We start from the raw sequence: 24158 nt of genomic DNA, 5'->3' as shown, positions 1-24158 counted from the left end.
TTTTCTTTGCCACGGGGGCGCGTTGCTGAAAACCTGTGCGCTTTGCATCTTTCCTTCCCATATCGCCGGGTGTTTGGTATCGGCAGGCAAAGGGCAGGGCAGGGCATGGCGCACAGCTTCAGAACAATCGGACTTTTGCGGTTCTCGGTCCTTACCCCGACCTATTTTTCCGAACGCTTTGCCTCGCTTGAAGAGACTGCCGCGCATCTGTTTTCGCCCGAGCGCATGGCGCTGCGGTTCAACCTGTTCGAAAACCTGTGCCTGCCGTCGTTGGTGAACCAGAGCGATACCGGGTTCGATCTGCTGGTGCTCACGGCCGAATCGATGCCCGAGGACTATCTGCAGCGCCTCGCCGACCTGATCGAACCGCACGATCATATCCACCTGCGCCCTGTCGGGACGGGGAAGCATTACCCGCTGCTGCGCGAGGCCTATAATTCGGTTCCCGTCGATGGGGTGACCCACCGGATCATGTTCCGGCTGGATGACGATGACGCGGTGGATACTGATTTCATCCGCCGCACCAAGCGTTTGGCGAATGGGCTATTTCACCTGCACGACGATCCGCCTCCGACAATCATCGCCTACAACCGGGGTTTCTATGTCCGCACGGGCGAAGGCGAGGCCGAGGTGTTCGACGCCTGCGAACGCGCGCCGCTCTCTACCGGTGTCACGCTGATCGCGCCGGTCGATCACAACACGAACCCCTACCGCTATGTGCACCGCAAATTTCCGCAGCACTATAATACCTATTCGGATATTTCGGTGCCCGCCTTCGTGCGCACCGTGCATGGCGACAACAAATCCAACCCGGCGCAGATCGGGCTGACGCACAAGATGAAGCCGGCCCAGATAGATGCGCAGTTGCGGCACCATTTCAACCTGTCGATCGACCGACTGAAGGCCCTCTGACCATGCAACCAAACACACGCGCGGCGCTGTTCATGATCGCGTCGATGGCGGCGTTCACCATGAACGACACATTGGTCAAGGTGGTGGGTAGCGATGTGCCCCTGTTCCAGCTGGTGACACTTCGAGGCATCCTTGCCAGCGTGCTGATCTACATTCTGGCGCAGCGTTTCGGCGGGGTGCATTTCCGGCTGTCTCGGGGCGACTGGTCGCTGATCGGCCTGCGCTGCCTGGGCGAGGTCAGTGCGACCTATTTCTTTCTCACCGCCCTCATGCACATGCCTTTGGCGAATGTGACAGCGGTGTTGCAGGTGTTGCCGCTGACGGTGACCCTTGGCGCGGTGCTGTTCTTTGGCGAAAGCGTGGGGTGGAAACGGGCGGTCGCCATCGCTGTTGGCTTTGCCGGGATGCTGTTGATCGTGCGGCCCGGACCGGACGGGTTTTCGATCTATTCGCTTTATGCCCTTGGCGCGGTGGCCTGTGTGACGCTGCGCGATCTGTCCACGCGGCGCATGTCGGCCGACGTGCCCTCGATGACCGTCACTTTCCTGTCGGCGGTATCGGTCTGTCTGGCGGCCGCGATCGCTTCGCTGGGCAGCCCGTGGCAGCCGGTTGCCGCCGTCGATGCCGGGCTGATCGTGCTGGCGGGCGTGTGCATCGCCATCGCCTATCTGTTCAGCATCCTTGTCATGCGGGTTGGCGATATCTCTTTCACCGCGCCGTTCCGCTATACCGGGTTGGTCTGGGCGTTGGTGCTGGGGTGGTTCGTTTTTGGCGACTGGCCCAGCAATCTGACCTTGCTGGGCGGCGCGATTGTCGTCGGGTCCGGCATGTTCATGTTCCACCGGGAGAAAGTGGTGGAGGGCGACGTGGAAACCGACGTGACGCCGCACGTCTAACCCTGCGCAAACACCCGGCGCACGTGATCGGCATCAATATTGTAAGTGTCGCGGAACAGCTGTTCGCCTTCGGCATCCAGCGGGGTCAGGCGCACGGGCTTCACGCCGTCGCCCTGACGTGAATCGTTATAGTCGTTGTGGCCGCGCAGCATCATGTTGTCTGTCGGGAAAGAGATGGTGGGCATCTTTCGTCCCATCGCGTGATGGGCAAAGTTCATCACCGTTACGTTGACCCCGGGCCGCAGCATCAGCGCGAGGCCCGCCGTCCAAAGCGGCTTGTGAATGGCGGTGGCGTCGATCCCGTTCGGCCCGGGGCGGGCGATGAAGCCGCGGTTGAAATCCAGCGCGATATGACGGTGATCGTCCAGCAGTCCGGCCACCTGCCGCGCGGCGGCACGCAGGCGGGCGACGAAGGTTACCGCCACCGCGTCGTCATCGTCCAGCCGGAACTGCAGGCAGGGGCCATCGCCATCGCGGACCGAGTTGATTGCCGCCTTCATCACGTCGCGATGCGGCCCCGGCGGGTGCGCCTGAATCTGCACTTGCGGCACATCCTGCACCAGCGCCTGCAGTCGGGCGCGGTGCTCGGGCGGCAGGCTATCTCCGATCACGATCAGAAAGGTGAAATCAGGGTCCAGCTGTGCCCGGATCGAGGGCAGGGTGAAGCATTCAAAGAAGCGGAACCGTTCTTCCAGCCGCTGGGGCGCATACAGAAAGGCGATCCGATCCTCGAGGCTGTCGTGTTCGATCTGAAAGCCGCCGATGCCCGGATAGGAAAAGCGGCACAATCCGATGACCTGCATGAAAACCTTCCTGCCCGAGTTGATGCCCCGCCGGTGCGGCGCTACATCTGCACTGTCACCCAAGCCGTGCCCCTATGGCAAGCAACGCGGCGGTTGACACCCCCGGCGACTCCCCCTATACGCCCGCTATCTCGGCTGACGGGGGTCGCCCCATGTGCCGAATCCAGTACTAAGTGGTCACGATCCGGCCGGCATTGGCCCGATCCTCTGGAAACCCACCGCGTCGTTCCGGGCAACCCGGGAGCGAAGGCGGTTTTTGCGCTTTTCGGACGCGGAAGGCGCCGGACGAATTGAACCGCACGCCCAGCGTGCATGCACATGTGTTGATGAGACGGGGAAAGAACCGGAATGCCAACGATCCAACAGCTGATCCGCAAGCCGCGGCAGCCGAAAGTGAAACGCTCGAAGTCGATGCACCTGCAGGAATGCCCGCAAAAGCGCGGCGTCTGCACACGCGTCTACACCACCACGCCGAAGAAGCCGAACTCGGCCATGCGGAAGGTTGCCAAGGTGCGCCTGACCAATGGTTTCGAAGTCATCAGCTATATCCCGGGTGAAAGCCACAACCTGCAGGAACACTCGGTTGTGCTGATCCGCGGCGGCCGTGTAAAAGACCTTCCCGGTGTGCGTTACCACATCCTGCGCGGTGTTCTGGATACCCAGGGCGTCAAGGATCGGAAACAGCGCCGCTCGAAGTACGGCGCCAAGCGTCCGAAGTAATGATCCGGGCTATGCTCATCCCTGTTGCGCCTCTTGCCGATGCGCCGGTCGCCGCCAAAGCCTGCTTTGGCGCGATCCCGTTCGGCCCCCGGAATATGCCGGGGCGGGGCGCGGGGGTGGGTCGGGCATAGCCAGAACGCCAGAAGCGGAACGCACGTACCTGCAAGGTCGCCACATCGTTCTGCGTCATGGGCATGTAAGATAGGAGTTAGGGAATGTCCCGACGTCACGCCGCTGAAAAACGCGAAGTTCTGCCCGACGCCAAATACGGCGATATCGTGCTGACCAAATTCATGAACAACCTGATGGTTGACGGCAAGAAATCCGTCGCCGAGCGGATCGTCTACAGCGCGATGGATCGCGTTGAAGGCAAGATCAAGCGCTCGCCGCTGGAAGTCTTCCACGAAGCACTCGACAACATCCAGCCCAGCGTCGAAGTCCGTTCGCGCCGTGTGGGTGGTGCCACCTACCAGGTTCCGGTCGAAGTGCGCCCCGAGCGCCGTCAGGCCCTGGCGATCCGCTGGCTGATCAACGCCAGCCGCGCCCGCAACGAAAACACCATGGAAGAGCGCCTTGCAGGCGAGCTGCTGGACGCCGTCCAGTCGCGTGGTGCCGCCGTCAAGAAGCGTGAAGACACGCACAAGATGGCAGACGCGAACAAAGCGTTCAGCCACTACCGCTGGTAACCAACCTACTCATTTCGAGGACTGCCCCAATGGCACGCGATTATCCGCTTCAACGCTACCGCAACTTCGGCATCATGGCCCATATCGACGCAGGCAAGACCACCTGCTCGGAACGGATCCTGTTTTACACCGGCAAATCCCACAACATCGGCGAAGTGCATGACGGCGCGGCGACGATGGACTGGATGGAGCAGGAGCAGGAACGCGGGATCACCATCACTTCGGCTGCAACGACGACCTTCTGGCAGCGCCAGGAAGAGCCGACCAAGGACGGCACGTCGGACACCAAGTACCGCATGAACATCATCGACACCCCCGGCCACGTCGACTTCACCATCGAAGTCGAACGTTCGCTGGCCGTGCTCGACGGTGCTGTCTGTGTGCTGGATGCCAACGCCGGTGTCGAACCCCAGACCGAAACCGTGTGGCGTCAGGCTGACCGCTACAAGGTGCCGCGCATCGTGTTCGTCAACAAGATGGACAAGATCGGTGCCGACTTCTTCAACTGCGTTCGCATGATCGAAGACCGCACCGGCGCCCGCGCGGTTCCCGTTGCGCTGCCGATCGGTGCCGAGAACGAGCTGGAAGGCCTGGTTGACCTGGTCACCATGGAAGAGTGGGTCTGGAAGGGTGAAGACCTGGGCGCGTCCTGGGAAAAGAACCCGATCCGCGACAGCCTGAAGGACGTCGCCGACGAATGGCGCGCCAAGATGATCGAGGCCGCCGTCGAAGAAGACGACGAAGCCATGATGGAATACCTCGAAGGCAACGAGCCCGACGTTGACACCCTGCGCAAACTGCTGCGCAAGGGCACGCTGGCGCTGCACTTCGTTCCGGTTCTGGGTGGGTCTGCCTTCAAGAACAAGGGCGTGCAGCCGCTTCTGAACGCCGTGATCGACTATCTGCCCAGCCCGCTGGACGTTGTCGATTACATGGGCTTCAAGCCGGGCGACGAAGAAGAAGTTCGCAACATCGCGCGCCGCGCCGATGACGACATGCCCTTCGCCGGTCTGGCGTTCAAGATCATGAACGACCCCTTCGTTGGCTCGCTCACCTTCACCCGCATCTACTCGGGTCAGCTCCGCAAGGGCGACACGATGCTGAACTCGACCAAGGGCAAGAAAGAGCGCGTTGGCCGGATGATGATGATGCACTCGATCAACCGCGAGGAGATCGAGGAAGCCTTCGCTGGCGACATCATCGCGCTGGCCGGTCTGAAGGACACCACCACCGGTGACACGCTCTGCAACGAGAAAGACCCGGTCGTTCTGGAAACGATGACCTTCCCGGATCCGGTGATCGAGATCGCGATCGAACCCAAGACGAAGAACGACCAGGAGAAGATGTCTCAGGGTCTGCAGCGTCTGGCGGCCGAAGACCCGTCGTTCCGCGTCGAAACCGACATCGAGTCGGGCCAGACCATCATGAAGGGCATGGGCGAACTTCACCTCGACATCCTGGTGGATCGTCTGAAGCGCGAATTCAAGGTCGAAGCCAACATCGGTGCGCCGCAGGTGGCCTATCGCGAGACCATCTCGAAAGAGGTCGAGCACACCTACACCCACAAGAAACAGTCGGGTGGTTCGGGTCAGTTCGCCGAGGTCAAGCTGATCATCACCCCGACAGAGCCGGGCGAAGGTTATTCCTTCGAGTCGCGCATCGTTGGTGGTGCGGTTCCCAAGGAATACATCCCCGGTGTCGAAAAAGGCATCAAGTCGGTGATGGATTCGGGCCCGCTGGCCGGCTTCCCGGTGATCGACTTCAAGGTTGCCCTGATCGACGGTAAGTTCCACGACGTGGACTCCAGCGTTCTGGCCTTCGAAATCGCCGCCCGTATGGGCATGCGCGAAGGCATGCGGAAAGCTGGCGCCAAGATGCTGGAACCGATCATGAAGGTCGAGGTGATCACCCCCGAGGATTACACCGGTGGCATCATCGGCGATCTGACCTCGCGTCGTGGCCAGGTGACCGGCCAGGAACCGCGCGGCAACGCCATCGCGATCAACGCCTTCGTGCCGCTGGCCAATATGTTCGGCTACATCAACACCCTGCGTTCGATGAGCTCGGGCCGCGCCCAGTTCACCATGCAGTTCGATCACTACGATCCGGTGCCGCAGAACATCAGCGACGAAATCCAGGCGAAATACGCGTAACTGGGGATGGAACGGCGAATTTTTCTTGTTGGCCTTGGGGCGGCGTTTCTGGCGGGGTGCGAAGATGGCACCTCGGCAACCAAACGCCCCTCGCCGGAACCGGTCTACGGTCACGGGGTCTTTAAGCCGGGTTCGTCCGATAAAACCGCGCTGGCGCCCGGAGATACCGGGCAACAGCTGGCCGATGGCCGCCGGGGCTCCAGCCTGAAGGTGGTCGAGGTTTCGGTGGATACATCGGCGATCGAAGGCGTGCAGGGACGGGCGATCTCCGTTCCGCCCGCCCAGATCGGGGCCGACATCCGCAGCACCCTGCTGGCATCGCTTGGCAACAATGCCGGTGATCGCCCGGTCAAGGTGAACCTGCTGGTGGAGCGTGTCGTGCTTGTGTCACCGGGTCAGTCGATGCTGGTCGGTGGGGTAAGCACCATCACCGGCACGATGTGGATCGTGGATGCGCGCAACGGTGCGGTCCTTATGAAACCGGCCACCGTTCGCGGCACGGCCAAGGGCGGATGGGTCGGCGGCGGCCTGATCGGTGTGGCCCTGACCAAAGAGCCGCAGGAAGACTATCGTGCCACCGTGGCCGGCTTCGCTGCGGATGTAAGAAAACGCCTTTTCGGCAAACAGACATGAACATGAGTTGGAAGGACTACCACTATGGGTAAGGCAAAGTTTGAACGCAACAAACCGCACGTGAACATCGGCACGATTGGTCACGTTGACCACGGCAAGACGACGCTGACGGCGGCGATCACGAAATACTTTGGCGATTTCCGGGCCTACGACCAGATCGACGGCGCGCCGGAAGAGAAAGCCCGCGGCATCACCATCTCGACCGCGCACGTCGAGTATGAAACCGAAGCGCGTCACTATGCGCACGTCGACTGCCCCGGCCACGCCGACTATGTGAAGAACATGATCACCGGTGCCGCCCAGATGGACGGCGCGATCCTGGTGGTGAACGCGGCCGACGGCCCGATGCCCCAGACCCGCGAGCACATCCTGCTGGGTCGCCAGGTCGGCATCCCGACCATGGTCGTCTACCTCAACAAGGTCGACCAGGTTGACGACGCCGAGCTGCTGGAGCTGGTGGAAATGGAAGTCCGCGAGCTGCTGAGCTCGTACGACTACCCCGGCGACGACATTCCGATCATTCCGGGTTCGGCCCTGGCCGCAATGGAAGGCCGCGACGCGGAAATCGGCGAAGAGTCGATCAAGAAGCTGATGGCCGCTGTCGACGAATGGATCCCGACGCCCGAGCGCGCCGTGGACCAGCCGTTCCTGATGCCGATCGAAGACGTGTTCTCGATCTCGGGCCGCGGCACCGTTGTGACCGGCCGTGTCGAGCGTGGCGTGATCAACGTGGGCGACGAAATCGAAATCGTCGGCATCCGCGACACCAAGAAAACCACCTGCACCGGCGTGGAAATGTTCCGCAAGCTGCTGGATCGGGGTGAAGCCGGCGACAACATCGGCGCCCTGCTGCGCGGTGTGGACCGTGAAGGCGTGGAACGCGGCCAGGTGCTCTGCAAGCCCGGTTCCGTGAAGCCGCACAAGAAGTTCGAAGCCGAAGCCTACATCCTGACCAAGGATGAAGGTGGCCGTCATACGCCGTTCTTCGCCAACTACCGCCCGCAGTTCTACTTCCGCACCACGGACGTGACCGGCACGGTGACGCTGGCCGAAGGTACGGAAATGGTGATGCCCGGCGACAACGTGAGCTTCGGCGTCGAACTGATCGCCCCGATCGCGATGGAGCAGGGCCTCCGCTTCGCTATCCGCGAAGGCGGCCGCACCGTCGGCGCCGGCGTGGTGTCGAAGATCGTCGAATAAGACAGTGCGGGGCAGGGGGAACCCTGCCACGTGACCGGTCGAATTTGGAAAGGCGCCGCGTGCGTCTTTCCTTTGCAAGATAGGTTCGAAGAGGGGCGGCGGTGGTCGTCGGTCCTCCTCTCAACTTGAAAAGCCCTTGAAGGGGATAGTGACATGGCCATTCAAAGCCAAAACATCCGCATCCGTCTGAAGGCGTTCGATTACCGTGTGCTGGATGCGTCCACGCAGGAAATCGTGAACACCGCCAAACGGACCGGTGCCAACGTGCGCGGACCGATTCCGCTGCCGAACAAGATCGAGAAGTTCACCGTTCTGCGCGGCCCGCACGTCGACAAGAAATCCCGCGATCAGTTTGAAATCCGCACGCACAAGCGTCTGCTGGATATCGTCGATCCGACCCCGCAGACGGTGGACGCGCTGATGAAGCTCGACCTCGCCGCCGGCGTGGATGTCGAAATCAAGCTGCAGTCGTAAGCGAAGGGGGCAGAACAGATGTTGCGCTCTGGAATTATCGCAAAGAAAGTCGGCATGACCCGGCTGTTCCTGGAAGACGGCAAGCAGGTTCCCGTGACCGTGCTGCAACTGGACAAGTTGCAGGTCGTGGCACAACGGACCGCTGACAAGGACGGGTATACCGCCGTTCAGCTGGGCGCCGGTACGGCCAAGGCCAAGCGGACCACCCAAGCCATGCGCGGCCACTTTGCCGCTGCCAAGGTTGAACCCAAGCGGAAGATCGCGGAATTCCGCGTCGACCCGGAAAACCTGATCAACGTGGGCGAAGAAATCACTGCTGACCATTACTTTGCCGGTCAGTACGTCGATGTTGCCGGCACCTCGATCGGTAAAGGTTTCGCCGGTGCCATGAAGCGGCACAACTTCGGCGGTCTGCGGGCCTCGCACGGTGTGTCGATTTCGCACCGTTCGCACGGTTCGACCGGTCAGTGTCAGGATCCCGGCAAGGTCTTCAAAGGCAAGAAGATGGCCGGCCACATGGGGGCCGTGCGCGTCACGACCCAGAACCTCGAAGTCGTGAAAACCGACGCCGAGCGTGGCCTGATCATGGTCAAGGGCGCCGTGCCCGGTTCGAAAGGTGGCTGGGTCACTGTCAAGGACGCGGTGAAAAAGCCGTTCCCGGAAAACGCGATCCTGCCCGCCGCGCTGAAATCGGCCGCCGAGGAAGCCGCGAAAGCCGCTGAAGAAGCCGCCGCCGCCGCCGCCGCAGAAGCCGAAGCCGAAGCCAAGCGTCTGGCCGAAGAGCAAGCCGCCGCAGAAGCCGAAGCGCTGAAAGCCGCCGAAGCCGATATCGCTGCCGACAAGGCAGAGGGCGAGCCCGAGAAGAAGGAAGGTGACGAATGAAACTCGATGTCATCAAACTCGACGGCGACAAGGCCGGATCGGTAGACCTGGACGAGGCCCTGTTCGGCCTCGACCCGCGAGCCGATATCCTGCACCGCGTCGTTCGCTGGCAGCGTGCCAAGGCACAGGCCGGCACCCACAAGGTGAAAACCCGGTCGGAAGTCAGCTATTCGACCAAGAAGATCTATCGCCAGAAGGGCACAGGCGGCGCACGCCACGGCTCGCGCAAGGCGCCGATCTTCCGCAAGGGTGGCATCTACAAGGGTCCGACCCCGCGCAGCCACGCACATGACCTGACCAAGAAGTTCCGTGCCCTGGGCCTGCGCCACGCGCTGTCGGCCAAGGCGAAAGCGGGCGAACTGGTCGTGATAGACACGGCGGAGTCGGATGGCAAGACCGCCATCCTGGCCAAGCAGATCGCCAGCCTGGGCTGGAAGCGCGCGCTGATCATCGACGGCGCGTCGGTCAACGAGGCATTCGCCAAGGCCGCCCGCAACATCGAAGGTCTGGATATCCTGCCGACGATGGGCGCAAACGTTTATGACATCCTCAAGCGTGACACCCTGGTGATCACGAAAGCGGGTGTCGAAGCACTGGAGGCTCGACTGAAATGAGCGCGAAGGCAGAACACTACGACGTGATCCGCAAGCCGATCATCACCGAGAAATCCACCATGGCGTCGGAAAACGGCGCGGTGGTCTTCGAAGTGGCGATGGACAGCAACAAGCCGCAGATCAAGGAAGCGGTCGAGGCGCTGTTCAACGTCAAGGTGAAGGCCGTCAACACGACGATCACCAAAGGCAAGACCAAGCGTTTCCGCGGCCTGATGGGCAAGCGGAAAGACGTGAAGAAAGCCTATGTCACCCTGGAAGAGGGCAACACGATCGACGTGACCACCGGTCTGTGATCGTGAGGGCAGGGATACCCTGCCTGGCGTCAACGAATGGAAGGCCCCTCACCGGATGGTGGGGGGCCTTTTACGTTTCGCCCAGCAGATCGTGCCAGTTTCGCCGTGGATGCAGGATGCGCAGCACCAAAAGCGTCGTCTGATCGGTGCGATAGAAAACAAGGTGTTCGCCGCTATGATATATCCGGACCGGAGGGGTGAATTCCGTCCGCAGGCGGCCGATCGCGGGCATGTCGCAGAGCGTCGCGAAACTGGTACTGAACCCGTCCAGGTAGCGGTCGGCCTGGGCCGCGCCCCATTTCTCGAAACTGTACCGCCAGATTGCTTCCAGATCCTCCTGCGCCTTTGGGGTAAGGCGAAGGGGGAGTGGCTCATGCCCCATGCTTGCGATGCATGTCGGCCTTGAAGGCGCCCATGTCGAACGCCTGCGGCGGGCCACTGGCCTCTGCCTCGTCCAACGCGGCCTGTATCTCGAAAATCGCCTGCTGCCGCTCCTGATCACGCCGGATCAGGTGGCGGACATAGTCGCTGGTGTTGCTGAATTCCTTGCCGTCCAGACGGGTCTCGACCCAGTCTTTCATCTGATCGGGAAGGGAGACATTCATCGTAGCCATGTGCGGAAGATGGCGGGAATGGCAAAGTTTGTCAAGATTTGAGCGGTGATTGACGGGGCGAGCGGACCCGCAGATGCAGGGTGTCAAACAGAGCGTGAAAGCTGTGCGTCAAGCTCCCGCGCCAATCCGCTTGACCCGCCCCCCCAAACCCCCTACACGACCCCATCTGCGCCGCCCCGGATTCGTCTGGGGCTGTGCTTTTTTGCCGAAAGGCAACGTGAACCGGGGACCTTCGGGGCCCTATACTCTGGGTAGTGTGTCGGATGCGGTCTTTCCAGCCGCGCGGCAAATACCCCATACATAGCGGCCCTTATGGGTCGCACTGCTAAACGGAAGACAGAAAGCATGGCACTCAAGTCGTACAAGCCGACGACGCCGGGCCAGCGCGGGCTGGTGCTGATCGACCGTTCGGAGCTGTGGAAAGGACGCCCCGTCAAAGCCCTCACCGAGGGTCTGACGAAATCGGGCGGCCGGAACAACACCGGACGTATCACCTCGCGTCGTCGCGGCGGTGGGGCAAAACGCCTCTACCGGATCGTTGATTTCAAACGCAACAAATTCGACGTTTCCGCCGTTGTGGCGCGCATCGAATACGACCCCAACCGGACCGCATTCATCGCGCTGATCCAGTATGACGACGGCGAGCAGGCCTATATCCTGGCCCCGCAGCGTCTGGCGATCGGCGACAAGGTCGTTGCCGGATCGAAAGTCGACATCAAGCCGGGCAACGCGATGCCGTTCTCGGGGATGCCGATCGGGACGATCGTCCACAACATCGAGATGAAGCCCGGCAAGGGCGGCCAGATCGCACGCGCCGCGGGCACCTATGCCCAGTTCGTCGGCCGCGATGGCGGCTATGCCCAGATCCGCCTGTCCTCGGGCGAGCTGCGCATGGTGCGTCAGGAATGCATGGCCACCGTCGGTGCCGTGTCGAACCCCGACAACTCCAACCAGAACTACGGTAAAGCCGGCCGGATGCGCCACTATGGCAAGCGTCCCTCGGTCCGCGGCGTCGTGATGAACCCGATCGACCACCCGCACGGTGGTGGTGAAGGCCGGACCTCGGGTGGTCGTCACCCGGTGACCCCGTGGGGCAAGCCGACCAAGGGTGCCAAGACCCGCAATCGCAACAAGGCGTCGAGCAAGCTGATCATCCGCTCGCGGCACGCCAAGAAGAAGGGGCGCTAAACCATGGCTCGCTCTGTATGGAAAGGCCCCTTTGTCGACGCTTACGTGCTGAAAAAAGCCGAAGCGGCGCGGGAATCCGGCCGTCACGAAGTTATCAAAATCTGGTCGCGTCGCTCGACGATCCTGCCCCAGTTCGTGGGCCTGACGTTTGGCGTCTACAACGGCAAGAAACACGTTCCTGTCAACGTCAGCGAAGACATGATCGGTCAGAAGTTCGGTGAATACTCGCCGACGCGGACCTATTACGGTCATGCCGCCGACAAAAAAGCGAAGCGGAAGTAAGCCATGAGCAAGGATAAGAATCCCCGCCGCGTGGCCGACAACGAAGCAATGGCAAAGCTGCGCATGCTTCGGACCAGCCCGCAGAAACTGAACCTGGTCGCCGCGATGATCCGTGGCAAGAAGGTAGAACGCGCCCTGACCGATCTGACCTTCTCGAAGAAGCGGATCGCCGTGGACGTGAAGAAGTGCCTTCAGTCGGCCATCGCCAATGCCGAGAACAACCATAACCTGGACGTCGATGAACTGGTCGTCGCCGAGGCATGGGTCGGCAAGAACATGACGATGAAGCGCGGTCGCCCGCGGGCCCGGGGCCGGTTTGGCAAGATCGTCAAGCCGTTTTCCGAGATCACCATCCTGGTGCGTCAAGTCGAGGAGCAAGCCTAATGGGTAACAAAGTCAATCCGATCGGCATGCGCCTTCAGGTCAACCGCACCTGGGACAGCCGCTGGTATGCAGATACCAAGGATTACGGCGATCTTCTGCTGGAAGACCTGAAGATCCGTGATTTCATCAACGAGGAATGCAAGCAGGCCGGCGTTGCCCGCGTGATCATCGAGCGTCCGCACAAGAAGTGCCGCGTCACGATCCACACGGCCCGTCCGGGTGTCATCATCGGCAAGAAAGGCGCGGACATCGAAGTCCTGCGCAAGAAGATCGCCGCGATGACCAACAGCGAGCTGCACCTCAACATCGTCGAAGTGCGCAAGCCCGAGCTTGACGCCCGCCTGGTGGGTGAATCCATTGCCCAGCAGCTGGAACGTCGGGTCAGCTTCCGTCGTGCGATGAAGCGTGCCGTGCAGAACGCCATGCGCATGGGGGCCCTGGGTATCCGGGTCAACGTCGCGGGCCGTCTGGGCGGTGCCGAAATCGCGCGGACCGAATGGTATCGCGAAGGCCGCGTGCCGCTTCACACCCTGCGTGCCGACATCGATTACGCACATGTCGAGGCAACGACCGCCTATGGCATCATCGGGATCAAGACCTGGATCTTCAAAGGCGAGATCATGGAGCACGATCCCCAGGCGCGTGACCGCAAGGCACAGGAACTTCAGGATGGTCCGGCCCCCCGTGGTGCCGGTGGCCGTCGCTGAGGAGGACAAGTAAATGCTTCAACCAAAGCGTACGAAATTCCGTAAACAGCACAAAGGCCGCATTCATGGCGAAGCCAAGGGTGGCAGCACCCTGACCTTCGGCACCTACGGTCTGAAGGCGCTGCAGCCGGAACGTGTCACGGCGCGTCAGATCGAAGCGGCCCGCCGCGCGATGACCCGCCACATGAAACGTCAGGGCCGTGTCTGGATCCGGATTTTCCCGGATCTGCCCGTCACCTCGAAACCCACCGAAGTTCGTATGGGTAAAGGTAAGGGTTCGGTCGATTACTGGGCTGCCAAGATCAAGCCGGGTCGCGTGATGTTCGAAATCGACGGCGTCGATGACGACATCGCCCGCGAGGCTCTGCGTCTGGCCGCGATGAAACTGCCGCTGAAAACGCGCGTCGTGGTTCGCGAAGACTGGTAAGATCGTGGGGCAGGGCGTTGTTCTGCCTGCACTGAAAATTGGATACCCCCGCCAGCGATGGCGGGGGTTTTTCGTTGTGCGCGGGGATGTCAGAGAGCAGCGGCTACCGCGCTGTCCAGCGGCGTGGTGGGCCGCCCGATCAGCGTCGACAGCGTATGGCTGTCGTCAAAAAACTCGCACCGTTTTGCGGCGGTGTCGAAGTCGGCCAGCATCTGGGCCACGGGCGCGGGGAAACCGGCCTTTTCCAAAACAGCGGCATACTCGGGCACGGGCATGTCCACATAGGGGATCGTGCGCCCGGCTTTGGCCGAAATGGCCGCAGCAAGGTCCGTCAGGGTATAGCTGGTGTCACCGGCCAGTTCATAGGTTCGGCCCGCATGGCTTTCGTCCAGCATCGCCACGGCTGCGGCTTCGGCATAGTCTTCGCGCGTGGCCGAGCTGATGCGGCCATCGCCTGCGCTACCCAGCAGGGCGTTGTGTTCCAGCGCGGCCGGCAGAGAGGCCAGGTAGTTCTCGGTGTACCAGCCGTTGCGCAGCAGCGTGACGGCCAGCCCCGAGGCGGCCAGCGCGGCTTCGGTGTCGCGGTGTTCCTGCGCCAGTCCAACCTGTGCCGTGTCGGCGCGTAAGAGGCTGGTATAGACGATGCGTTTGACGCCCGCGGCCTTGGCGGCATCAATCACGGCCTGATGTTGCGGAACCCGGCGCCCGACCTCCGAGGCAGAGATCAGCAGCAGCGTTTCGACACCGGCAAGGGCAGGGGCGAGCGTTTCCACCTTGTCGTAATCGAATGGCCGCACCTCGGTCCCCAGATCGTCGGCCTTCTCCGGGCTGCGGGCAAGGGCGACAACGGGGGTATCGGGCGCGCGCTCTCTCAGTTTTTCAACGACGAGGCGGCCAAGCTGGCCGGTGGCTCCGGTGATGGCGATGGTCATGTGAAAGTCCTTTCTATCTCACGTCCCCCGCATCTAATCCTCTTGCTTATTTTTAGTAAGTACGTACATAAACGTAAGTATGGAAATAGATGATCTTGATACCGCGCGCCTGTCGCTGTCGCAAAAGCTGTCCCGGGGCGACCTGCTGGCCACCGGCTGCCCGTCGCGCGAGGTGTTGAAGCATGTGACCAGCCGCTGGGGCGTGCTGATCCTGATGTCGCTGGAACAGGAAACGCTTCGGTTCAGCGGCTTGCGGCGGCGGATTGGCGGGGTCAGCGAACGGATGCTGGCGCAGACGCTGAAATGGCTGGAAACGGACGGGCTGGTGGAACGGATCGACCACGGGGTGATTCCGCCCCACGTTGATTATCGCCTGACGCCGCTGGGCCGGGAAGCCGCCGAAAAGGTGCGCGGCCTTGCCGACTGGATCGAGGTGAACCTGCCGCGCATCGCCGCCAACTGGGATGCGCCCCGCGACATCTGAACGCGGCCTCTCCCCTTTGGGGCCGACATGCGCTAGGGCAGGTCAAACCGCCAGTCAGGAGCCTTGCCATGGCCGATCTTCGTTCGCTGTTTGTCACCCGGCTGTACCAGGCCCGATTGTCCGAGCTTGGCGGCAAGGTCGATCCGGACGAGCTGCGCGCATCCTGCTATTCGATTGCCGAGGATGACGAGGCCGGGCAGGACTGGTGCGAGGAAAACGGCTTTCCCGGCTATACATCCTATGCCTCGCTAACCGATCTGCCGTGGCGGTTCCCGATCTTTGCAGATGTCGTCGCCTGCCTTGATGCCCATGTCGCGGCCTTCGCCGCCGATCTGGGGTTCGATCTGGGCGACAAGGCGCTGAAGCTGGAAGACCTCTGGATCAACATCCTGCCCGAAGGCGGCGCGCATTCCAGCCACATCCACCCGCATTCGGTGATTTCCGGCACGACCTATGTGGCGATGCCCGATGGCGCCAGCGCGCTGAAGCTGGAAGACCCGCGCCTGCCGATGATGATGGCCGCGCCGACGCGGGTAAAGGACGTGCGGGAAGAGTTGAAAAGCTTTGTCTACGTCGCGCCCAAGGTGGGCGATGTGCTGCTGTGGGAAAGCTGGCTGCGTCACGAGGTGCCGATGAACATGGCCGAGGACGACCGCATCAGCGTCAGCTTCAACTACGCCTGGGAATAGCGGCTAAAGCGACGCCTCGACGCGAAAGCTGTCGGGGATCGCGTCTGTGCCGGTCAGGATCAGGTCGGCCATCACCTCGGCAATCGCGGGGGCCATGCCAAAGCCGATCTTGAAGCCGCCGTTGGCGATGAATGCGCCGGGGCGGAAGGGATGCGGCCCCAGCATCGGCGCCCGGCTGCGGGCGCGGGGGCGCAAACCGGCCCAACGTTCCCGCACCGTGGCATTCCGCAGGGCAGGGCACAGGGCGCGGCCCTTGTCGATCAGCGCCTCAAGCTGCGAGTCAGTCGTGTCGGGGGCGTCAAAGTCACGCTCGCTGGTGGAGCCTATGGCCACGGTGCCGCCGTCATGTGGCACGATGTGCAGCGCCTCGGCGAACAGCTGCGGGGCCGTGCCCGCGTTGTATTCCAGAACGGCCGCCTGGCCCTTGATGGGGGCGCCGACACTACGGCCCAGCTCGCGTGACAGCTCGGCCAGACCGGCGGCCCCGGTGGCATGTACGACGGCGCCCTCTGGCGGGGCATCCGCCACAATCTCAACCCCGCGCGCACGCAGGGCGGCGGCCAGCGCAAGGCAGGCGCGGCGCGGATGCACCCGCGCGGTCAGCGTGTCATGCACCAGCAACCCGGTGGGCGAGGGCGGCGCCCAGGGGCCGGCCGTATCGGCGTCGATCACGCGCCACGTGGCCTTGCCCTGCCACAGCTCTTGTGCCGTGGCCTCGCGCGCGCGGGCCAGCGATATGGCGGCGTCATCGGCCAGCGGCTGCAACCGGCCAAGCCGCCCATAGCCCGAGCCAAGTCCGCCAATCGCTTCGACTTCGGGCCAGAAGGTTTCAGCCCGCAACAGGCTGTTAAACTGGAACGCCTTCTTGTCGTTCCAGTTTTCCGGCACATGCGGCGCCAGCGCGCCCAGCACACCGCCGCTGGCGCCCGCGCCGGGGCCGCGCGGGTCGATCACGCGCACCCGCGCGCCACGTGCCACGCAGGACCAGGCGATCGACAGGCCGAAGATCCCGGCCCCCAGAACGGTGACATCGCATCTTGTCATTCCTCGGCCCTTTCGCCAGTGTCGCGCGGTTCACGGGCAGACATACGGGGTTCGAAAACGATGCGCCAGCCGCAGTCCCTTCAGTGGCGCGACGGCGATGTGCCGGTCTCGACACGCTTTGATGACCCATATTTCAGCCTTGAAAACGGGCTGGCTGAAACGCGTCATGTGTTCCTTGCGGGCAACGATCTGACTGCGCGCTTCGACGGGCCGCTGCATGTCGCCGAGCTGGGGTTCGGCACGGGCCTGAATTTCCTGACCTGTGTCGAGGCCTGGCAGCGCCAAGGTGCGGCCCAGCCGCTGCACTTCACCAGCTTCGAGGGCTTTCCGATCACGCCCGAAGACATGGCCCGCGCGCTTGCGGCCTTCCCCGAGTTGGGCGATCTGGCGCCTGGCTTGCTGGCCGTCTGGTCACCCGAGGGTGGCACCTGGGCGCCGTTTCCAGGCGTCACGCTGACTGTCATCATCGGCGATGCGCGCGAAACCTTGCCCGCGTGGAAGGGCCGCGCCGACGCGTGGTTCCTTGACGGGTTCTCGCCCGCGAAGAACCCCGAACTCTGGCAGCCCGAGCTGATGGCCGAGGTCGCGCGCCACACCGCGCAAGGCGGTTCGGCGGCCACTTATACCGCCGCCGGTTTCGTGCGCCGTGGCCTTGCCGATGCGGGCTTTACAGTGGAACGGACGCCGGGATATGGGCGCAAGAGACATATGACCAAGGCCACCCTTTCATGAAGATCGCGCCCGCTGCCGCCGCTGCCGCCCCGGCCCCCCAAAGCAACAACATCCCCCTTGGCATCGCTCTGATGCTGGCGGTCACCGTGGTCTTTGCTCTGCAGGATGGCATCTCGCGCCATCTTGCGGGGGAATACAACGTCTACATGGTGGTGATGATCCGCTATTGGTTCTTTGCCGCCTTCGTGATGGCCGTGGCCGCGCGCAAGGCCGGCGGGCTGCGGGCGGCGGCGCGCACGTCGCAGCCGGGCATCCAGATTTTCCGGGGCTTCCTGCTGGCAGCGGAAATCTGCGTGGCGGTGCTGGGGTTCACCATTCTTGGACTGGTCGAAAGCCACGCGGTCTTTGCCTGTTATCCTCTGATGGTGGCGGCGCTGTCGGGGCCGATCCTGGGCGAAAAGGTCGGCTGGCGGCGCTGGACGGCCATCGCCATCGGGTTCATCGGCGTGATCATCATCCTTGAACCCGGATATGGCGTGTTCGACCCGATGGCGATCATTCCGCTGGTCTCGGCGGTGATGTTCGCTGTTTACGGGCTGCTGACGCGCTATGCCGGGCGGCGCGACCGCACGGCCACCAGCTTTTTCTGGACAGGCGTCACCGGCGCCATCGGCATGACCGCCGTGGGCGCGTGGTTCTGGGAACCTATGGCCCCGGGCGACCAGCTTTGGATGGCGCTGCTGTGCCTGACCGGGGCATCGGGCCACTGGTTGCTGATCCGCTGCTACGAGGTGGCCGAGGCCAGCGCCGTGCAGCCCTTTGCCTATTTCCAGCTGGTCTTTGCATCCGCGCTTGGAATGGCCGTGTTCGGCGAGACCCTGCGCACCAATGTTGCCATCGGAGCGGTGGTGATCGTGGCGGCGGGGCTGTTCACCCTCTGGCGCGAACGCCAGAAGGATCTGGAACCAGACGCCTAGGGCGCATAGCCGATCAGCGTCGCCCCGGTCAGCTCGGCCGAGAAGGGGATCGGCAGCGGGTCTTTCCCCAGCCGCGCGCGATAGACGGGCAGGCTCTCTGTCACGCGCATCACGTAGTTGCGGGTTTCGTTAAAGGGGATCATCTCGATCCAGTCGACGATCTCGTCATCGCCCTTCGGCGTGGTGCTGCGCGGATCGCCCCGCTCGGCCATCCAGCGCAACGGGCGGCTTGGCCCGGCGTTGTACCCGGCCGACATCATCACCACGTTGCCGCCCAGCTCTCCGGCCAGTTTGGCCAGGTAGTTGGTGCCCAGCTTGGCGTTATAGCGCCACTCCGAGGTCAGTCGCCCGGTGTCATGGGACGAGAGAATCCCAAGCTGCCCGGCAACCGCCTTGGCCGTGGCGGGCATCACCTGCATCAGCCCGCGCGCGCCTGCACCGCTGACCACCTTGGGGTCGAATTCGCTTTCGCGACGGGCAATCGCCAGCGTCATTTCGGGCGCCATGGGCAGATCCATCCGGCCCACGGGATGCACGGGGTAATAGGCGCCATACAGCACCTGCGCCGCCCGGGCGGCGCGCTTGGCAATCATCACCGCCAGATGCGGGCGATCCAGATCCAGCGCCATCTGCCCCAGTTGCAGCGCCGCCTGTTCATCCAGCGATTCCACCAGATGCGTCAGGAACCGTTCGCCAAGGTCAGGTTCGTCTGCCGCCAGCATCATCAGCCCGGCCTGAAGCACCGAAGATTTGGTGAAGGCCGCATCGCGCCAAGGCGCGGTGGCGGGCGGTTCCTGCAGGCTGCTGTCAAAGGGCAGACCGGCGCGTTCGGCCGCCAGCAGGCCATAGAACGAGGTCTGGAACTTCGCGCCGATGGCATAGGCCTGCGCGGCCTTTTCCTTTTGCCCCAGCGCCTCGTGCGCGCGGCCCAGCCAATACCCGGCACGGCCCTTGGAAATCGGCGTATCGACAGCGGCATCGAACCGGCGGAAGTGATCGACGGCGGCGGCGGGATTGTCGAGCATCCGCATCGCGATAAAGCCCGACAGCCATTCCAGATCGGCGTGCACATATCCGGCCTCGGGCGTGGTGAAATGCATCGAGGCCACCAGATAGGCGCGCCGCGCGTCGCCCTTGCGCATCAGGCTGCGGGCAAGGTTCAGGCGCCGGGTCGCCCAGGCGGCGGGTTCGCCCAGCATCTTGGCGCTTTTGCTGCGCTCCAGCAGCAGGGTAATCGCGTCGTCGTCGCGGCCCTTGCGGTCGCGCCAGACAAACCGGTCATACGCCAGCCCGGGCGAATCCTGCAACGCGGCGGGCACGGCAGCGATCTTGCCATCCACCCCGGCCTGCTGTTCGTGCAACGCAATCCGCGCTTCGCCCAGGGCACGCTCGCCGTCGCTGACCAAGGGCAGCATCCGGCCGCTGCTTTCCATGTGGCTGTCCCACAGCAGACGGTCCAGCCGGGCGGCGTGGTGCGGTTTCAACAGCGCGCCATGCCCGGCAAGGTAGGCCGCCTGAGTGGCCGCCCCCATCGCCATTGTGCGCCATGCCATCACCAGCGCGGCCTCTCCGTCGCCTTTCTGACCGGCGGCAATCAGGGCGTTGGCATGGGCCAGCACGCCCTCGGGCGTTTGCGGTGGCTCGCCTGCAAAAAACGCCAGCACCACGTCGCGGCCAGCGGCGGCAATGGCGGGTTCACTCTTGCGGCGCAACCAGTCGAGGCCCGGCCAGTCGGGGCGGCGGGCCAGGAAGGCGTTAACCTCGGCCGCCGTGCCTTGCCCGGCGCGCAGGCGGTGCCATTCGATGACATCCGCCGCGACGGCGCCATCGCGCCCGGCGGTCTCGCGCGCGGCGCTCCATTCGGCCTTGCGCATCAGGTCCATCCCCCGCGCCAGCGCGTCCGAGGCATGGCCGGGCGCAGGGCCGGACCCAAGCGCCAGTGCAACAAGCAGCAACAGCAGCGGGCGAACGGATGACATCACTTGCATTTCCCTTTCATAGAAGGCTAGAGGCTTTGACGATACGGCCCATACGGCCGGGATCAATTCACTTTCGTGCCAGTGGCACATCACTGGGCGGTCGAAACCGTCCGCCCATGCAACCAAGGGAGAGCGCCCCAATGTTTACCGGCTCCATGCCAGCCCTCGTCACCCCGTTCAATAACGGCAAGGTGGACCTGGACGCGCTCAAACACCTGGTGGAATGGCATGTCAAGGAAGGCTCGACCGGGCTGGTGCCCGTGGGCACCACCGGCGAAAGCCCGACGCTCAGCCACGAGGAACATGAACTGGTGGTGGAAGAGGTCGTGCGCGCCGCAGCGGGCCGCCTGCCGGTGATTGCCGGGGCCGGTTCGAACAACACCGACGAATCGATCCGCTTCATGACTTTCGCCAAGAAGGTCGGCGCGTCGGCGGCGCTGGTGGTGACGCCCTACTACAACAAGCCGACCCAGCGCGGGCTGATCGCGCATTTCACGGCCGTGCATGATTGCTGTGACCTGCCGATCATCATTTACAACATCCCGCCGCGCAGCGTCATCGACATGACCCCGGCGACGATGGGGCAACTGGCGAAACTGCCGCGAATCATCGGGGTGAAGGACGCCACCGGCAAGCTGGAGCGCGTGAGCCAGCAGCGTGCCAGCTGCGGCAAGGAGTTCGTCCAGCTGTCGGGCGAAGATGCCACCGCGCTTGGCTTCAACGCCCATGGCGGGGTGGGCTGCATTTCCGTCACCGCGAACGTGGCGCCGAAACTCTGCGCCGAATTCCAGGCCGCCACGCTGGCCGGCGATTACAAGCTGGCGCTGGAATATCAGGACCGGCTGATGCCCCTGCACGAGGCGATCTTTATCGAGCCGGGTCTGGTGGGCGCGAAATACGGCCTGTCGCGTCTGGGCCTCTGCTCGGAAGAGGTCCGCTCGCCCCTCACCGGGCTGGAAGACAGCACCAAGGCCGCCATCGACGCCGCCATGGCCCACGCGGGCATCGAGCTTTAGGATCGGACGGGCCGCCACTGGCGGCCCGGTTCTTTTTGAACGACGCGTGGATGGCTGCTGGTCACTCAAGGTATCTGAAGAATGCTGAGCCCCTGACCGGCTCGAAGTGCGTACCCCGCTTCCAGCAATGCCTGTTTCGATTTGCTTGCGGTGTAAGGTAGCCGGTGTAGACGCGGCACAGGCAGCCCATGCTAGGACTCACGCCACCACCAAGGATCAAGCTGTCCAAGCTCCGAGATATTGGATGGGCTCTTTGGGATCCTATCGGCCTTTTGTTGACCCCTGAAGGACATTCAGCGGGAACGTGGGACGAAGAGGACAATCTGCCTTTCGCCGATGAGTACGATAACTATCTGATTGCGGCAGCCTCGGCGCTGCGCCGGGGCGAACCAAGCGCAGAAGTGGTCGATTATCTCGTTCATATCGAAACGCATTCCATGGGGCTGACCCCAACGCCCACCACTCGGGAACGTGCATCGGCGGTGGTCGAGGCAATTCTGGCTGACAAGACGATATAGACCTGGCCGGATGAGCACGGCAAATTCAGATAGGGCGCCAATCCGGGTCAAGAAACATTGGCACTGGATTGCGGCCTGATGCCAGTCGCCCGGCGTTCTACTTCATCCAAAAAGGGCCGCCCGAAGGCGGCCCGGTTCCTTTACACCTGCTGAGGCCGCATGTCGGCCGGGTCGATCCCGGCGACGGCGACGGGTTTCTTCATCGCGTCGCGGCGGAAGGGTTCGCCAAGTTCCTGGTTGATCAGCGCCTCGATCAGCGTGGTGATGCCGTTTTCCATCTGGTCCTTGATGGCTTGGTGCAGCGCCGCTGTCAGCTCGTCCATGGTGCGGGCCTGCACGCCTTTCAGCCCGCAGGCCTGTGCGATTCCGGCGTATGACACCTCGGTCCCCAGTTCGGTGCCGACGAAGTTGTCGTCGTACCACAGGGTCGAATTGCGCTTTTCCGCGCCCCACTGGTAATTGCGGAACACGATCTGCGTGATCGCGGGCCATTCCGGGCGGCTGATTGCGGTCAGCTCGGTCACCGCGATGCCGAATGCGCCATCGCCCGCAAAGCCCACGACCGGCACATCGGGGCAGCCGATTTTGGCGCCGATGATCGCGGGCAGGCCATAGCCGCAGGGGCCGAACAGGCCGGGCGCCAGATATTTGCGGCCCTCTTCAAAGCTGGGATAGGCGTTGCCGATGGCACAGTTGTTGCCGATGTCCGAGGAAATGATCGCCTCTTTTGGCAGGGCCGACTGAATCGCGCGCCATGCCATGCGCGGGCTCATCCAGTCGGGTTTGTCGGCGCGGGCGCGTTCGTTCCACGAGGTGCCCGGATCGTCGTCTTCGTGATCCATCGAGGCGAGTTGCTGCGCCCAGGCGGATTTGGTCTGGGCAATCTTCGCTTCGCGCTCGGCGCGGCCCTCGTCGCCTGCGGTGTCCGACAGCCGGTCCAGCAGCGATTGCGCCACATGTTTCGCGTCGCCCACGATGCCGACGCTGACCTTCTTGGTCAGGCCGATGCGGTCGGGGTTGATGTCGACCTGGATGATCTTCGCCTCGGCGGGCCAATAGTCGATGCCATAGCCGGGCAGGGTGGAAAACGGGTTCAGCCGGGTGCCAAGGCACAGCACCACGTCGGCGTTCTGGATCAGTTCCATCCCCGCCTTCGACCCGTTATAGCCCAGCGGCCCGGCGAACAGCGGGTGCGAGCCGGGGAAGGCATCGTTGTGCTGATAGCCGACGCAGACCGGCGCGCCAAGGCGCTCTGCCAGCGCCATCGAGGCCGGGATTGCGCCCGACAGCACCACGCCCGCGCCGTTCAGGATCACGGGGTTCCTGGCCTCGCTCAGCATCGCGGCGGCGGCGGTCAGCGCGGCATCGCCCCCGGCGGGGCGTTCGAACTCGACCACCTCGGGCAGGGCGATGTCGATCACCTGCGTCCAGTAATCGCGCGGCACGTTGATCTGCGCGGGGGCGCTGGCGCGGCGGGCCTGAAGGATCACGCGGTTCAGCACCTCGGCGATGCGGGAGGGGTCGCGCACCTCTTCCTGATAGGCGACCATATCCTTGAACAGCGCCATCTGCTCGACCTCCTGAAACCCGCCCTGGCCCAGCGTCTTGTTCGCGGCCTGAGGCGTGACCAGCAACAGCGGCGTGTGGTTCCAATAGGCGGTTTTCACGGCGGTGACGAAGTTGGTGATGCCGGGGCCGTTCTGGGCGATCATCATGCTCATCTTGCCGCTTGCGCGGGTATAGCCATCGGCCATCATCCCGCCCGAGCCTTCGTGCGCGCAGTCCCAGAAGGTGATACCCGCCTTGGGGAACAGATCGGAAATCGGCATGAAGGCCGACCCGATGATGCCGAAGGCATGTTCGATCCCGTGCCGTTGCAGCACTTTCACGAAGGCTTCTTCTGTTGTCATTTTCATCGGGGGAACCTCTGTATGTGATGGTCGCGCGCGCGGGCGGTCAGGCGCGGATGCTACGCAGGG

The 24158-nt window shown here is 63.3% G+C and carries 29 protein-coding genes; 22 read left to right on the top strand and 7 right to left on the bottom strand.

All coding sequences use genetic code 11. The features are described from left to right. Positions 1-105: 105 nt before the first annotated feature. Positions 106-912: a glycosyltransferase gene (locus FGK64_RS05245; RefSeq protein WP_138862711.1), complete on the top strand. Its 807-nt coding sequence runs from the start codon at positions 106-108 to the stop codon at positions 910-912. A 2-nt stretch (positions 913-914) separates the two neighbouring features. Beyond that, positions 915-1808, top strand: coding sequence for a DMT family transporter (locus tag FGK64_RS05240; RefSeq protein ID WP_171053978.1), 894 nt, complete (start codon positions 915-917; stop codon positions 1806-1808). Here the strand turns inward: FGK64_RS05240 and FGK64_RS05235 are convergent. Continuing rightward, complete coding sequence (locus tag FGK64_RS05235; RefSeq protein WP_138862709.1) at positions 1805-2611, bottom strand: putative rhamnosyl transferase; 807 nt, start codon at positions 2609-2611, stop codon at positions 1805-1807. The two genes, FGK64_RS05240 and FGK64_RS05235, sit on opposite strands and share 4 nt — an antisense overlap. Before the next feature lie 348 nt (positions 2612-2959). Here FGK64_RS05235 and rpsL point away from each other — a divergent pair, with 348 nt between their 5' ends. From rpsL to FGK64_RS05190, 9 genes are all read left to right on the top strand, one after another. Beyond that, positions 2960-3331, top strand: a complete 372-nt coding sequence (rpsL, locus tag FGK64_RS05230) for a 30S ribosomal protein S12 (RefSeq protein ID WP_007118826.1) — start codon at positions 2960-2962, stop codon at positions 3329-3331. Between the two features lie 215 nt (positions 3332-3546). Continuing rightward, complete coding sequence (gene rpsG / locus FGK64_RS05225) at positions 3547-4017, top strand: 30S ribosomal protein S7 (protein ID WP_138862708.1); 471 nt, start codon at positions 3547-3549, stop codon at positions 4015-4017. 29 nt (positions 4018-4046) lie between these two features. Beyond that, entirely contained in the window at positions 4047-6170 is a 2124-nt protein-coding gene (gene fusA, locus FGK64_RS05220) for an elongation factor G (protein WP_138862707.1), read from the top strand. Positions 6171-6176: 6 nt separating this feature from the next. Continuing rightward, positions 6177-6803: a hypothetical protein gene (locus FGK64_RS05215; RefSeq protein WP_138862706.1), complete on the top strand. Its 627-nt coding sequence runs from the start codon at positions 6177-6179 to the stop codon at positions 6801-6803. A gap of 24 nt (positions 6804-6827) precedes the next feature. Continuing rightward, complete coding sequence (gene tuf / locus FGK64_RS05210) at positions 6828-8003, top strand: elongation factor Tu (RefSeq protein WP_138862705.1); 1176 nt, start codon at positions 6828-6830, stop codon at positions 8001-8003. A gap of 159 nt (positions 8004-8162) precedes the next feature. Next, the gene (gene rpsJ / locus FGK64_RS05205) at positions 8163-8477 is read left to right on the top strand and encodes a 30S ribosomal protein S10 (RefSeq protein ID WP_008756422.1); all 315 of its coding nucleotides are present in this window, start codon (positions 8163-8165) and stop codon (positions 8475-8477) included. Between the two features lie 18 nt (positions 8478-8495). Beyond that, a complete protein-coding gene (gene rplC / locus FGK64_RS05200) occupies positions 8496-9359 on the top strand; it encodes a 50S ribosomal protein L3 (RefSeq protein WP_138862704.1) in 864 nt (287 codons plus the stop codon). Next, on the top strand, positions 9356-9973 hold the full coding sequence (rplD, locus tag FGK64_RS05195; protein ID WP_138862703.1) for a 50S ribosomal protein L4: 618 nt from the start codon (positions 9356-9358) through the stop codon (positions 9971-9973). The genes rplC and rplD overlap by 4 nt, the downstream gene beginning before the upstream one ends. Continuing rightward, entirely contained in the window at positions 9970-10266 is a 297-nt protein-coding gene (locus tag FGK64_RS05190; RefSeq protein ID WP_138862702.1) for a 50S ribosomal protein L23, read from the top strand. The genes rplD and FGK64_RS05190 overlap by 4 nt, the downstream gene beginning before the upstream one ends. 70 nt (positions 10267-10336) lie before the next feature. Here the strand turns inward: FGK64_RS05190 and FGK64_RS05185 are convergent, their stop codons facing one another. Together FGK64_RS05185 and FGK64_RS05180 are read right to left on the bottom strand one after the other, a co-directional pair. Beyond that, entirely contained in the window at positions 10337-10648 is a 312-nt protein-coding gene (locus FGK64_RS05185) for a type II toxin-antitoxin system RelE/ParE family toxin (protein WP_138862701.1), read from the bottom strand. Continuing rightward, positions 10638-10871, bottom strand: coding sequence for a type II toxin-antitoxin system ParD family antitoxin (locus FGK64_RS05180; RefSeq protein ID WP_342773938.1), 234 nt, complete (start codon positions 10869-10871; stop codon positions 10638-10640). The genes FGK64_RS05185 and FGK64_RS05180 overlap by 11 nt, the downstream gene beginning before the upstream one ends. A 354-nt stretch (positions 10872-11225) precedes the next feature. On the opposite strand from FGK64_RS05180, the gene rplB reads away from it, so the two are divergent. From rplB to rplP, 5 genes are read left to right on the top strand one after another with little or no spacing between them, the layout of a single operon-like run. Further along, positions 11226-12068 carry a 50S ribosomal protein L2 gene (rplB, locus tag FGK64_RS05175; protein WP_138862699.1) on the top strand — a complete coding sequence of 281 codons (843 nt, stop codon included), beginning with the start codon at positions 11226-11228 and terminating at the stop codon, positions 12066-12068. A 3-nt stretch (positions 12069-12071) separates the two neighbouring features. Beyond that, positions 12072-12350: a 30S ribosomal protein S19 gene (gene rpsS / locus FGK64_RS05170; RefSeq protein ID WP_138862698.1), complete on the top strand. Its 279-nt coding sequence runs from the start codon at positions 12072-12074 to the stop codon at positions 12348-12350. A 3-nt stretch (positions 12351-12353) separates the two neighbouring features. Then, positions 12354-12734: a 50S ribosomal protein L22 gene (gene rplV, locus FGK64_RS05165; protein ID WP_138862697.1), complete on the top strand. Its 381-nt coding sequence runs from the start codon at positions 12354-12356 to the stop codon at positions 12732-12734. Next, positions 12734-13441 (top strand): 30S ribosomal protein S3, encoded by a 708-nt coding sequence (gene rpsC / locus FGK64_RS05160; RefSeq protein WP_138862696.1) that lies wholly within the window; start codon positions 12734-12736, stop codon positions 13439-13441. Before rplV ends, rpsC begins: the two co-directional genes overlap by 1 nt. Positions 13442-13454: 13 nt before the next feature. Then, positions 13455-13868, top strand: coding sequence for a 50S ribosomal protein L16 (gene rplP, locus FGK64_RS05155; protein WP_138862695.1), 414 nt, complete (start codon positions 13455-13457; stop codon positions 13866-13868). An 89-nt stretch (positions 13869-13957) separates the two neighbouring features. Here the strand turns inward: rplP and FGK64_RS05150 are convergent, their stop codons facing one another. Next, entirely contained in the window at positions 13958-14800 is an 843-nt protein-coding gene (locus FGK64_RS05150; protein ID WP_138862694.1) for an SDR family oxidoreductase, read from the bottom strand. A gap of 79 nt (positions 14801-14879) precedes the next feature. Here FGK64_RS05150 and FGK64_RS05145 point away from each other — a divergent pair, with 79 nt between their 5' ends. Both FGK64_RS05145 and FGK64_RS05140 read left to right on the top strand, forming a co-directional pair. Continuing rightward, positions 14880-15284, top strand: coding sequence for a winged helix-turn-helix transcriptional regulator (locus FGK64_RS05145; protein ID WP_138862693.1), 405 nt, complete (start codon positions 14880-14882; stop codon positions 15282-15284). Between the two features lie 68 nt (positions 15285-15352). After that, complete coding sequence (locus FGK64_RS05140; protein WP_138862692.1) at positions 15353-15973, top strand: 2OG-Fe(II) oxygenase family protein; 621 nt, start codon at positions 15353-15355, stop codon at positions 15971-15973. Between the two features lie 3 nt (positions 15974-15976). Here FGK64_RS05140 and FGK64_RS05135 read toward each other — a convergent pair whose 3' ends face one another. Beyond that, positions 15977-17017, bottom strand: coding sequence for an NAD(P)/FAD-dependent oxidoreductase (locus FGK64_RS05135; RefSeq protein WP_138862691.1), 1041 nt, complete (start codon positions 17015-17017; stop codon positions 15977-15979). 60 nt (positions 17018-17077) lie between these two features. On the opposite strand from FGK64_RS05135, the gene mnmC2 reads away from it, so the two are divergent. Together mnmC2 and FGK64_RS05125 are read left to right on the top strand one after the other, a co-directional pair. Next, the gene (mnmC2, locus tag FGK64_RS05130) at positions 17078-17749 is read left to right on the top strand and encodes a tRNA (5-methylaminomethyl-2-thiouridine)(34)-methyltransferase MnmC2 (protein ID WP_138862690.1); all 672 of its coding nucleotides are present in this window, start codon (positions 17078-17080) and stop codon (positions 17747-17749) included. Then, a complete protein-coding gene (locus FGK64_RS05125) occupies positions 17746-18666 on the top strand; it encodes a DMT family transporter (protein WP_138862689.1) in 921 nt (306 codons plus the stop codon). The genes mnmC2 and FGK64_RS05125 overlap by 4 nt, the downstream gene beginning before the upstream one ends. Here the strand turns inward: FGK64_RS05125 and FGK64_RS05120 are convergent. Continuing rightward, positions 18663-20645: a lytic transglycosylase domain-containing protein gene (locus FGK64_RS05120; protein WP_138862688.1), complete on the bottom strand. Its 1983-nt coding sequence runs from the start codon at positions 20643-20645 to the stop codon at positions 18663-18665. The genes FGK64_RS05125 and FGK64_RS05120 overlap by 4 nt on opposite strands. Positions 20646-20785: 140 nt before the next feature. Between FGK64_RS05120 and dapA the strand changes: the two genes are divergently transcribed. Beyond that, a complete protein-coding gene (gene dapA, locus FGK64_RS05115) occupies positions 20786-21661 on the top strand; it encodes a 4-hydroxy-tetrahydrodipicolinate synthase (RefSeq protein WP_138862687.1) in 876 nt (291 codons plus the stop codon). A 188-nt stretch (positions 21662-21849) separates the two neighbouring features. Further along, complete coding sequence (locus tag FGK64_RS05110; RefSeq protein ID WP_138862686.1) at positions 21850-22179, top strand: hypothetical protein; 330 nt, start codon at positions 21850-21852, stop codon at positions 22177-22179. A 140-nt stretch (positions 22180-22319) separates the two neighbouring features. Here FGK64_RS05110 and xsc read toward each other — a convergent pair whose 3' ends face one another. Continuing rightward, entirely contained in the window at positions 22320-24095 is a 1776-nt protein-coding gene (xsc, locus tag FGK64_RS05105) for a sulfoacetaldehyde acetyltransferase (RefSeq protein ID WP_138862685.1), read from the bottom strand. Positions 24096-24158 lie beyond the last annotated feature (63 nt).

The organism is Arenibacterium halophilum, assembly GCF_005938225.1.
Lineage (GTDB): Bacteria > Pseudomonadota > Alphaproteobacteria > Rhodobacterales > Rhodobacteraceae > Arenibacterium > Arenibacterium halophilum.
Note: the sequence above shows the minus strand (reverse complement) of the source record. Positions and strands in the feature narration are given on the sequence as shown.